Source organism: Mycobacterium sp. JS623, assembly GCF_000328565.1.
Classification (GTDB): domain Bacteria; phylum Actinomycetota; class Actinomycetes; order Mycobacteriales; family Mycobacteriaceae; genus Mycobacterium.
Genome location: NC_019966.1, coordinates 6,454,473 through 6,464,916, shown reverse-complemented (window position 1 = coordinate 6,464,916; position 10,444 = coordinate 6,454,473). Strand labels below are relative to the sequence as shown.

14 protein-coding genes are annotated in these 10,444 nt (G+C 66.7%); 9 read left to right on the top strand and 5 right to left on the bottom strand.

Annotated features, from left to right (window positions below; genetic code table 11):
• The first annotated feature begins 31 nt into the window (after window positions 1–31).
• From rpmH to MYCSM_RS31365, 9 genes are all read left to right on the top strand, one after another.
• On the top strand, window positions 32–175 hold the full coding sequence (gene rpmH / locus MYCSM_RS31405) for a 50S ribosomal protein L34 (protein WP_015310228.1): 144 nt from the start codon (window positions 32–34) through the stop codon (window positions 173–175).
• Between the two features lie 21 nt (window positions 176–196).
• Window positions 197–562, top strand: a complete 366-nt coding sequence (gene rnpA / locus MYCSM_RS31400) for a ribonuclease P protein component (protein WP_015310227.1) — start codon at window positions 197–199, stop codon at window positions 560–562.
• On the top strand, window positions 559–852 hold the full coding sequence (gene yidD / locus MYCSM_RS31395) for a membrane protein insertion efficiency factor YidD (RefSeq protein WP_015310226.1): 294 nt from the start codon (window positions 559–561) through the stop codon (window positions 850–852). Before rnpA ends, yidD begins: the two co-directional genes overlap by 4 nt.
• Before the next feature lie 43 nt (window positions 853–895).
• Window positions 896–1,945, top strand: coding sequence for a membrane protein insertase YidC (yidC, locus tag MYCSM_RS31390; RefSeq protein ID WP_051073970.1), 1,050 nt, complete (start codon window positions 896–898; stop codon window positions 1,943–1,945).
• A gap of 39 nt (window positions 1,946–1,984) precedes the next feature.
• Window positions 1,985–2,536, top strand: coding sequence for a Jag family protein (locus MYCSM_RS31385; protein WP_041315404.1), 552 nt, complete (start codon window positions 1,985–1,987; stop codon window positions 2,534–2,536).
• A 72-nt stretch (window positions 2,537–2,608) separates the two neighbouring features.
• Window positions 2,609–3,301 (top strand): 16S rRNA (guanine(527)-N(7))-methyltransferase RsmG, encoded by a 693-nt coding sequence (rsmG, locus tag MYCSM_RS31380; protein WP_015310223.1) that lies wholly within the window; start codon window positions 2,609–2,611, stop codon window positions 3,299–3,301.
• Window positions 3,298–4,296 (top strand): ParA family protein, encoded by a 999-nt coding sequence (locus tag MYCSM_RS31375; RefSeq protein WP_015310222.1) that lies wholly within the window; start codon window positions 3,298–3,300, stop codon window positions 4,294–4,296. Before rsmG ends, MYCSM_RS31375 begins: the two co-directional genes overlap by 4 nt.
• A 60-nt stretch (window positions 4,297–4,356) precedes the next feature.
• Entirely contained in the window at window positions 4,357–5,346 is a 990-nt protein-coding gene (locus tag MYCSM_RS31370) for a ParB/RepB/Spo0J family partition protein (protein ID WP_015310221.1), read from the top strand.
• 217 nt (window positions 5,347–5,563) lie between these two features.
• Window positions 5,564–6,343 carry a hypothetical protein gene (locus MYCSM_RS31365; RefSeq protein WP_015310220.1) on the top strand — a complete coding sequence of 260 codons (780 nt, stop codon included), beginning with the start codon at window positions 5,564–5,566 and terminating at the stop codon, window positions 6,341–6,343.
• Here the strand turns inward: MYCSM_RS31365 and MYCSM_RS31360 are convergent.
• The 5 genes from MYCSM_RS31360 to sigM all read right to left on the bottom strand — a co-directional run bounded on the left by MYCSM_RS31360 (window position 6,330) and on the right by sigM (window position 10,440).
• The gene (locus tag MYCSM_RS31360; RefSeq protein ID WP_015310219.1) at window positions 6,330–7,526 is read right to left on the bottom strand and encodes an N-acetylmuramoyl-L-alanine amidase; all 1,197 of its coding nucleotides are present in this window, start codon (window positions 7,524–7,526) and stop codon (window positions 6,330–6,332) included. The two genes, MYCSM_RS31365 and MYCSM_RS31360, sit on opposite strands and share 14 nt — an antisense overlap.
• A gap of 148 nt (window positions 7,527–7,674) precedes the next feature.
• Entirely contained in the window at window positions 7,675–8,010 is a 336-nt protein-coding gene (gene trxA / locus MYCSM_RS31355; protein ID WP_015310218.1) for a thioredoxin, read from the bottom strand.
• Window positions 8,007–8,987, bottom strand: coding sequence for a thioredoxin-disulfide reductase (trxB, locus tag MYCSM_RS31350; protein WP_015310217.1), 981 nt, complete (start codon window positions 8,985–8,987; stop codon window positions 8,007–8,009). The genes trxA and trxB overlap by 4 nt, the downstream gene beginning before the upstream one ends.
• A gap of 82 nt (window positions 8,988–9,069) precedes the next feature.
• Window positions 9,070–9,816, bottom strand: coding sequence for a hypothetical protein (locus MYCSM_RS31345; protein ID WP_157681429.1), 747 nt, complete (start codon window positions 9,814–9,816; stop codon window positions 9,070–9,072).
• Window positions 9,817–9,849: 33 nt separating this feature from the next.
• Window positions 9,850–10,440 (bottom strand): RNA polymerase sigma factor SigM, encoded by a 591-nt coding sequence (sigM, locus tag MYCSM_RS31340; protein ID WP_015310215.1) that lies wholly within the window; start codon window positions 10,438–10,440, stop codon window positions 9,850–9,852.
• Between the last annotated feature and the right edge of the window lie 4 nt (window positions 10,441–10,444).

Here is a 10,444-nt window from a genome sequence, read left to right as displayed (position 1 = left end):
GGGTGCCAGACGCAACAAGGAGTGAACAGCCGTGGCCAAGGGCAAGCGGACCTTTCAGCCCAACAACCGCCGACGCGCGCGGGTGCACGGGTTCCGGCTGCGGATGCGCACCCGGGCCGGCCGCGCGATCGTGTCGAACCGGCGGGGCAAGGGTCGCCGCAAGCTGACTGCGTGATTCGACGCAAGGTCTAGCGCGGTGCTTCCGGCTCGGTACCGGATGACGCGGTCGACGGACTTCGGTGTCACCGTCAGTCAAGGGGTGCGCGCGGTGCAGCCCGATCTCGTGGTGCACGCGTTGCGGTCGACTGACGATGGCTCCGGCGATGGGCCGCGCATCGGATTGGTCGTCTCGAAAGCTGTAGGTGGCGCGGTGCAGCGGCACCGGGTGGCCCGTCGGCTGCGCCATGTCGCACGGACGGTGATCAACGAACTGGATCCGGCGGACCGCGTGGTCATCCGCGCGCTCCCGGGTAGTCGCAACGCGATCTCGGCGCGGCTCGAACAAGAGCTGCGAACGGCGATTCGCCGCACGCGTCCACGCAACGAGGCGTCGAGCCGATGAGTGTAGGTGCGCGGGGAGTGGTCTTCCTCATCGAGCTATATCGCCACACGATCTCGCCGATGCGATTACCCACATGCCGGTTCACGCCGACCTGCAGCCAGTACGCGGTCGACGCGCTGAGCGAGTACGGGTTGATCCGCGGCGGATGGCTGGCGATGGTGCGTCTGCTGAAGTGCGGTCCGTGGCATCGGGGAGGATGGGACCCGATACCCGAGCGCCGCGGCGGCCCGCGGCACGACGATTTCTGGGACAGCCCAGCGGAGCAAGGGAAGAGCGAAACGCGTGTTTGACTGGTTCAGCCTGGACTTCATCTATTGGCCCGTCTCGGCGATCATGTGGGCTTGGTACAAGGCGTTCGCGTTCGTTCTCGGACCGTCGAACTTCTTCGCATGGGCGCTGTCGGTGATGTTCCTCGTCTTCACCCTGCGCGCGATTCTGTACAAGCCGTTCGTCCGGCAGATCCGCACCACACGCCAGATGCAGGAGCTGCAGCCCCAAATCAAGGCGCTGCAGAAGAAGTACGGCAAGGACCGCCAGCGGATGGCACTGGAGATGCAGAAGCTGCAGCGCGAGCACGGGTTCAACCCGCTGATGGGCTGCCTGCCGATCTTCGCGCAAGTGCCGGTGTTCCTCGGGCTGTATCACGTGCTGCGGTCATTCAACCGGACCGTGACAGGCGGCATGGGCGGCAGCTTCGGGCCACACCTCACGGTGGAGCAGAACCGCGCGACGGGCAACTACATCTTCAGCGCAACCGACGTCGGACACTTCCTGGACGCCAACCTTTTTGGTGCGCCGATCGGTTCGTCCATGATCCAGTCGTCAGGTCTGGATGCCTTCACCGAATTCAGCCGCAGCGCGGTGGTGGCGGTCAGCCTGCCGCTGATGATCGCCGCCGGCATCGCGACGTACTTCAACAGCCGGGCGTCGGTGGCGCGGCAGAGCCCCGAAGCGGCGGCCAACCCGCAGACCGCGATGATGAACAAGCTGGCGCTCTACGTGTTCCCGCTTGGCGTCGTTGTCGGCGGGCCGTTCTTACCGATCGCAATCATCCTCTACTGGTTCTCGAACAACATCTGGACGTTCGCGCAGCAGCACTACGTCTTCGGGAACATCGCCAAGGAGGAAGAGGCGAAAAAGGTCGAGGCGCAAGAGAGACGGGCGGCCAATGCGCCGAAGCCGGGCGCTAAGCCTGACCGTGCGCGCAAGACGGAACCCGCACCGACGGAGCCGACGGTCACCGACGGCGTGGAGATCACGGACGCGACGGACGCTGTGGTGGACGGCACGCCGGCGGTCGACGGACAGCCGACCGGCGACGGTAAGCCGCGCCCGGGAGCGACGCCGCGGCCCGGTGCGCGGCCCAAGAAGCGGAAGCGTTGACCGGAGCACGATCCGGTGGTGGATGAGGGAGAGACAGTCATGACGGATGCCGAGACGACCGAACGCAGCGACGAATTGACCGACGAGGACAACGGCACGGAGACCGCGACCCCGACGGGCGACGATCTCGAAGAGCGGTTGGTGGCCGAAGGCGAGATCGCGGGCGATTACCTCGAGGAACTGTTGGACCTGTTGGACTTCGACGGCGACATCGATCTGGATGTCGAGGGCGACCGCGCGGTGGTCAGCATCGACGGCGGTGGTGACCTGACGAAGTTGGTGGGCCGCAAGGGCGAGGTGCTCGACGCGCTGCAGGAGCTGACCCGGTTGGCGGTGCACCAGAAAACTGGTGAGCGCAGCCGGCTGATGCTCGACATCGCGCGCTGGCGCCGCCGGCGGCGTGACGAGTTGGCCGCACTCGGTGACAAGGTGGCGCGCCGGGTGCTGGAATCAGGGGAGCGCGAAGAGCTGACCCCGATGACGCCGTTTGAGCGCAAGATCGTGCACGACGCGGTCGCCGCCGTCGACGGCGTGCACAGCGAGAGCGAGGGCGTCGAACCCTCTCGTCGCGTGGTTGTTCTGCTCGACTGAGGCGCGAGTTACATCGATGTAGTTCCAGCCGCGACCCCAGTTCCGGCCCGCGAGATCCGGAGGATGTTTCACGTGAAACATGTCGAGGTGACCGCGGCACCGCCAGTTGCCGAGTCCCTCTTCGGATCGGAGTTGGGCCGCGCCCAGCGCTACGCCGAGATCTTGGCGGGGGCCGGCGTGGAGCGAGGGCTGCTCGGCCCGCGTGAAGTCGACCGCGTGTGGGACCGCCACATATTAAATAGTGCTGCGGTCGCCGAATTGCTCGATGCGGGCGAGCAGATCGCGGACATCGGTAGTGGGGCGGGCCTGCCCGGGATACCGTTGGCGTTGGCCCGGCCCGACCTTCGGCTCACGCTCATCGAACCACTTCTTCGCCGCAGCGACTTTCTGCGCGAGGTGGTCGACGATCTCGGTCTCGAGATCGCGGTCGTGCGGGGACGGGCCGAGGATCGGTCCGTGCGACAGCAAGTGGGGGAGATGGACGCGGTTGTCTCCAGGGCGGTCGCCGCCCTTGACAAGCTGACGAAGTGGAGCGTGCCGCTGCTCCGTCCGGATGGCCGGATGGTGGCGATCAAAGGCGAGCGCGCTGAGGAAGAGATCCGGGAGCACCGGCGTGTGATGGCATCGCTGGGTGCCGTCGATGTAAGGGTGATGAGATGTGGCGCGGACTACTTGGACCCACCCGTGACCGCGGTCGTGGCGCGGCGCGAGCCAACGGTTCGGGGAGTGAACCGGTCGCCACGAACGGGCAGGAGAAGCGGATGAGTTCGGTCCCGGAGGGTGTCTCGGCACCCGGTGGCGCGGCGCCGCAGGAGCCGCAACGGTCCGATGTTTCACGTGAAACATGGGACGGGGCTACCCGGGAAGCCTGGGCTGACCAAACTGGGCTGGACACCCCGATAGGGGCAGAGGCGGAGCGTGCTGTCAAGCTGCTGCACGCCGCGGCGAAGGGCGGCCTACCCCGGCCGGCCCGCCAACGGGTCTTCACGATCGCCAACCAGAAGGGTGGCGTGGGGAAGACGACGACCGCGGTCAACGTCGCGGCGGCGCTCGCGCTGCAGGGGCTGAGCATCCTGGTGATCGACCTCGACCCTCAGGGCAACGCCAGCACCGCACTCGGCATCGAACACCGCGAGGGCACCCCGTCGTCGTACGAGGTCTTGATCGGTGAGATCCCGCTACAGAACGCGATCCAGCGCAGCCCGCACAGCGAGCGGCTGTTCTGTGTGCCGGCGACCATCGACCTCGCCGGCGCCGAGATCGAGTTGGTCAGCATGGTGGCACGCGAAGGCCGATTGCGCACGGCGCTGGCCGCCCTGAAGGACCACGACTTCGACTACGTCTTCATCGACTGCCCGCCGTCCTTGGGCTTGCTGACCATCAACGCGCTTGTCGCGGCCCCGGAGGTGTTGATCCCGATCCAGTGTGAGTACTACGCACTCGAAGGGGTGGGGCAGCTGCTGCGCAACATCGAGATGGTCAAGGCCCACCTCAATCCGGAGCTGAACGTCACCACCGTCATCCTCACGATGTACGACGGGCGGACCAAGCTCGCCGACCAGGTTGCCGCGGATGTGCGGGCCCACTTCGGCGACAAAGTGCTGCGAACCGTTATCCCGCGCAGCGTCAAGGTCTCTGAGGCCCCCGGGTACGGCATGACGATTCTGGACTACGACCCCGGGTCGCGGGGCGCGATGAGCTATCTAGACGCCAGCCGTGAACTCGCCGAGCGAGGCGCGCCTCAGGGACAGAGCCGATGAGCGCTTACGCGAAGAGGAGAAAGCACCGATGAAGCGTTTCGCGAGCAGGAGATAGCGCCGATGACTCAACCGAAGAACAAGCGAAGCGGCCTCGGCAGGGGCCTGGCGTCCCTGATCCCCACCGGCCCGGCCGATGGCGAGGACTCGGGCTACGGACCGCGGATGGGAGAGGCCGCGGCCGACGTCGTGATCGGTGGGCCGGGGGTCAGTGATGCTGCGACGACGGACGTCGGTGCCATCTACCGCGAGATCGATCCGTCAGCGATCAGCCCAAACCCCAAACAACCCCGCCAGGTGTTCGACGAGGAAGCCCTCTCCGAACTCGTGCACTCCATTCGCGAGTTCGGCCTGATGCAGCCGATCGTCGTGCGGGCGGTACGTGCGACACAGCCGGGGGCGCCGCGCTATCAGCTCGTCATGGGGGAGCGGCGCTGGCGGGCCGCGCAGCAGGCCGGCCTGGCCACCATTCCCGCGATCGTGCGGGAGACCGCCGACGACAGCATGCTGCGCGACGCCCTTCTGGAGAACATCCACCGCGCACAGCTGAACCCGCTCGAGGAGGCGGCGGCCTATCAGCAGCTGCTCGACGAGTTCGAAGTCACCCACGATGAACTGGCCGCCCGCATCGGCCGGTCGCGACCGTTGATCACGAACATGATCCGGCTGCTTCGCTTACCCATCGCGGTGCAGCGGCGGGTAGCGGCCGGCGTGCTTTCGGCCGGGCACGCCCGCGCACTGCTGGCCCTCGAAGGCGGGCCGGAGCAGCAGGAGGAGCTCGCGGCACGCATCGTCGCCGAGGGCCTTTCGGTGCGCGCCACCGAGGAGGCCGTCACGCTGGCGAACCGGGAAAGCCCTTCGGCACCGTCTGCGCCGCGCCGCAAGCCGATTCACATGCCCGGCCTGCAGGACGTTGCTGAGAAGCTGTCGACGGCGTTCGATACGCGCGTGACGGTCAGCCTTGGCAAACGAAAGGGCAAGATCGTGGTCGAGTTCGGCTCGGTCGACGATTTGCAACGGATAGTCGAGCTTATGAGTTCGTCCAACGGGTGACCTACCACACGATGTAATTACGTCACTGTGACACAGACCCCCAAACCAGTCGGCCCGCTCGCCTGCGAAAAAGGAAACCCTATGTGTAGCAACGGGATTCAAATCGACGGCGCTGGCCGATGAATGAACCCGGCGAAAAGGGGCCGTCGGCGCCAGGTGCTTCTATCCTGGAGTGGCAGCACGGCACTTCAGCACCGCGCAGAACTCGGGGAGTTTAGTGGCAGCGCGTATCACGCCTCTTCGGCTCGAAGCCTTCGAGCAGCTGCCCAAGCACGCACGCCGCTGCGTGTACTGGGAGGTGGATCCGGCGACCCTGAGGGCCGACGATCACCTCAGCGACCCCGAGTTCGAGAAGGAAGCATGGCTGTCGATGGTCATGCTCGAGTGGGGGTCGTGCGGTCAGATGGCGGTGCAGTGCCGCGACTCCGAGGCCGCGATCGATGAAGACCCGGCGATGCCATTCGACATCGGCGACAACCCGTGCCTGGGCTACGCGTTCTATGCACCACCGGGTGCAGTGCCCCGCGCGCGTCATTTCCCCACCGGACCGGTGAGCGCCGACGCCGTGCTGCTCACCTCGCTCGGCGTCGAGTCCGGCCATGACGCCGAGGGGCTGTCGCGGCATCTGATCGCATCCGTGGTCGGTGATCTTGTCCGCCGCGGTGCACGTGCGCTGGAAGCCTTCGGGCGTACCTCTGAAGTGACCGAACTATTGGATCCCCGTACGGCCGCACCGGAATTGCGCCCAGTCGTCGAGGTGCTGGGGGACTGCTCGGTTGACCAGTGCGTGCTCGATGCCGACCTGTTGCAGGACGCCGGCTTTGTGGTCGTCACGCAGCACCGCTACTTTCCGCGGCTGCGTCTGGAACTCGAGCAGGGGCTGGGGTGGAAGGCCGATGTCGAGGCGGCGCTGGAACGTCTACTGGAAAGCGCGCAGCTGCAACAGCCGGTCGGCGCGGGCGCGGGGCCGTGTCTGCAGGAGATTACGTCGGGCTGACGCGGCCGGCCTGATCGACTGACAGTTCGTGGGCCAGCAGCTCGGCGAAAGTGAATGTCCCCGTTGGCCGGTCGTTCTTGCCGAGGAGATACAGCCGCTTGACTGCGGCGAGCACACCTTCGGCGATTGAGTCACGGGCCTGCGCGGACACCAACATGCCCCGGTCGTGTGGATTGGTGATGTAGCCGACATCGACCTGGACGGTGGGCATCCGGGTCAGCCGCAGCAGATCCCAGGTCCGTCCATGGGTGCGGCAATCACGTAATCCGGTGCGCGCCACCACTTCTCGTTGAATGAAGTCAGAAAGCATACGACCGATGGTGGACACCGACCCGTGCGAATTGCCGAAGTGAAACGAGGCCACCCCGTTGGCGGAGGGGCTGGCATGAGCGGCGCAGCGCAGGCTGATCATCAAGTCGGCGCCGACGGTGTTGGCCGTGGCGGCCCGTTCAGCGTCAGAAGGTGCGCGGTTCACCGGGCGGGACAGGAACGTCTCCATACCGATCGCGGTCATTCGGCCCTCGAGCCGACTGGCCAAGTCCCACAGGATGTCTGCCTCGCTGATGGGCCCCGCCGGTCCGTTCATGATCAGGCCATGATCGCTACCACCGCGGCCCGGATCGATGATGATCCGCTTGCCCGACAGCCGCGGCCCGGAGCGGCGAACCAACTCCTCCTCGCGGATGGCGTGCGGCGAGCCGCCGGTAACCCGAGAGCCGAGAAAATACAAGGAGCGCAACGTTTCTGGGCCACAGATGCCGTCGGGGTAGAGGCCGTACTCGCGCTGATATGACATCAGCGCATTGTGGGTCTGCAGGCCGAAGTGCCCGTCGACGAGTCCGGTGTAGAAGCCGAGGTCCTGCAACCGGGCCTGCAGCGTCGCAACGTCGTCGCCGTACATCGGCGCACCGAACTGATGGTTGAGCGTGCGGGCGCCCAATCGGTACGAAGCTTCTTTCAGCGCACGGAAAGTCGCCTCGCCGACGATTCCGTCGACAAGCAGACCACGGTACTGCTGGAATGCGCGCACTGCGTGGTCCAGTTCGTCGTCGAATACATCGACGGCGACGTGTCGACCGGTGATCAGGTCGTCGTCGGGGTTGTCGATCATGCCCAACGCCGCCAGTGCCGCCCGGATCTCGGTGACCGCACCCCCGCGGTCACCGTGACGCAGACTCGACATACTCGACCCTTCCCCGGCTGCCCTGCGGGCCGGCATTTGTCAGGCCAAAGGGCGCTGACGAAGCAAAGACAAGCTAGGCAGCATTGTCGCAGACGGTTCCCACTTTCGAGAAAACCCCAGGCGGGTGTCAGGCCCGCCAATTGCGGCGTTAGACCACGTCAGCGAGCTCGCGCAGCAGCGCGGCCTTGCCTTTCGCGCCGACGATCCGCTTCACCGGGGCACCGTCCTTGAACAGGATCATCGTCGGGATCGAGACGACCTGAAAATCGCGGGCAGTGGCCGGGTTGGCGTCGACATCGATCTTGGCCACCTTGAGCGACCCGGCCTTGTCGTTGGCGATCTCCTCCAGCACGGGGGCGACCATCTTGCACGGCCCGCACCACGTGGCCCAGAAGTCGACCAGCACCGGCGTGCTGCTGGACAGCACGTCGTCGGCGAACGAGTCGTCGGTTACGGCGACGGTCGCGGAAGTCTTCTCGGTCATAGCGGGGCTCCAATCAGATCGGTGTTGTCATCCGTTGTGGCGGAAGCGTTTTCGGCCAGCCAGCGCTCGGCGTCGATGGACGCCGAACAGCCTGTCCCCGCCGCGGTGACGGCCTGGCGGTAGGTGTGGTCGACAAGGTCGCCCGCGGCGAACACGCCGTCGACCGACGTGCTCGTGGTCCGACCCTTGGTCAGCACGTAGCCTTCCGGGTCGAGATCCACCTGGCCCCGCACCAAATCCGACCGCGGGTCGTGGCCGATCGCGACGAACACCCCGGTGACGGACAGTTCGGATTCTTCACCGGTGACCGAGTTACGCAACCGCACACCGGTGACTTTCGGATCGCCCACGATCGAGATCACCTGGGTGTTGGTGAGGAACTTGATCTTCTCGTTCTCGCGCGCGCGTTCCAGCATGATCTTGGAGGCCCGGAACTCCTCGCGGCGGTGGATGAGCGTGACGCTACGGGCGAACCGGGTGAGGAACGTCGCTTCCTCCATCGCCGAATCGCCGCCGCCGACGACGGCGATGTCCTGGTCACGGAAGAAGAAGCCGTCACAGGTGGCGCACGTGCTCACGCCCATGCCGATGAGCGCCTCCTCGCCGGGCACGCCGAGGTGCCGGGCTTGGGCGCCCATCGCGAGGATGATGGCGCGCGCCTGGTGGGTCTCGTCGCCGACGGTCACCGACTTGATCGGCCCGTCCAGCGAGACGGCGTCGACGTCTTCCATCCGCAGATCAGCGCCGAAGCGCAGCGCCTGCTCACGCATCTCGTCCATCAACTCCGGGCCGGTGATGCCCTCGCGGAAACCGGGATAGTTCTCCACCTCGGTGGTGGTCATCAGTGCGCCACCGAACTGCGTGCCCTCGAACACCAGTGGTTTCAGCTGGGCGCGGGCCGCGTACACCGCGGCCGTGTAACCGGCCGGGCCTGAGCCGATGATGATGACGTCATGAACAGCGGAGGAGGGGGTCATTCGAGCCTTTCTGCCGTATCACGTCGGCACGGATACAAACACCAGGGTATGCCGGGGTGTTCCCCGCGGCCTGCAGGACAGATTACGGACGAGTGATCAACGTATTGGCGAGCAGCCCATTGTGAGCGGGGCTGCAGTCTGGCTCGACGACCAGCGCGAGAACTGCCCGCGGCGTATCCGCGGGCAACACGATCAGAACGGCGGGCCGCCCGTTCATGTCAACCGGTCGGGCGCCCAGCACCGCGGTCGCGCCCGAGTACCCGAGCGCGGACAAGCAGGAGGCACGCTGCGCAGGGTCGGCCAGCGGGCCGTAGTCCGGGCGCTGCGACAGCAGACCGACAATCTGTGGGTTCGATAGTGGCAGCGCGGTGGCGGGCCTGGTGGCCGTGATGCTTTCCGCGGTCGGTCCCCTCGACCAGGTGGGCGCGGGGTCGTGCGCCAGCATCAGCACGCCGACGACGGCGCCCACGATCGCGGCGCAAACGCCTGCCACGAGGGCAGCCAGCTGCCATCGTGGCGTGTGTCGAGCCGAATGGGCGGGGCCGCGCGGTTGCTCTCGCAGCGCCGACCCAATGCGGGCACTCACATCGGACGGGACGTCGGGGGCAGAGGACTCGTCGGTCCCGAGATCGGCGAGGTCGCGGCGGACCTGGTCGAGCGCCGCGAGCGTGGCGGCGGCTTCGGGATCGGTGCGGACGCGCTGGCGCAGCGCCGCGGCCGTGACGTCGTCGAGCAGTCCGGCCTGCAGATCGGCGAGCAATTCGGGGGTGATCGGCCCGGGTTCGCGACCCGCGTCGTCGTCCATCGCTGCCCCCGCCGGTTGTGCCATCCCCTGACGCAAGCCAGTCTCCCCCACGGCCAGTTAGACGCCGCCTCCGACATCGCGGTTCCCGCTGTGTGTCGCGGCGCCGGCGTTGAAATGCTCGAGCGCTTCGGCGAGCTTTGCCCTGGCCCGCGAGCAGCGGCTCTTCACGGTGCCCTCGGCGATGCCGAGCATCCGCGCGGTCTCGGCCACCGAGTAGCCCTGCATGTCGACGGCGACCACCGCGGCGCGTTGTTCGACGGGCAGCCGCATCAGGGCGCGCTCGACGACGATCGCGGTGTCGACCCTCGGCATCGGATCGCCGACGTGGCAGGCGTCGTCATCCAGGGCCGTGGTCGGGGTGTTCATGTGGCGGCGCAACCGGTCCAGGCAGGCGTTGAGGACGATGCGGTACAGCCAACTGCTGACCGCGGAGTCGTGCCGGAACGTGGGCGCGTTGCGGTGCGCCTTGAGCATCGCGTCCTGCAGGGCGTCCGCGGCGTCCTCGGGGCTGCGGCTGGTGACGCGCGCCAGCCGATACAGCTGGCGCTCGTGTCGGTAGAACAACTCCTCGAAGGCGTAGCGGTCACCGGCGACGTGAGCGGTCAGCAACTCAGCGTCTGAGCGGCCGACTCCTTCGAAGCTCCCCACAAGC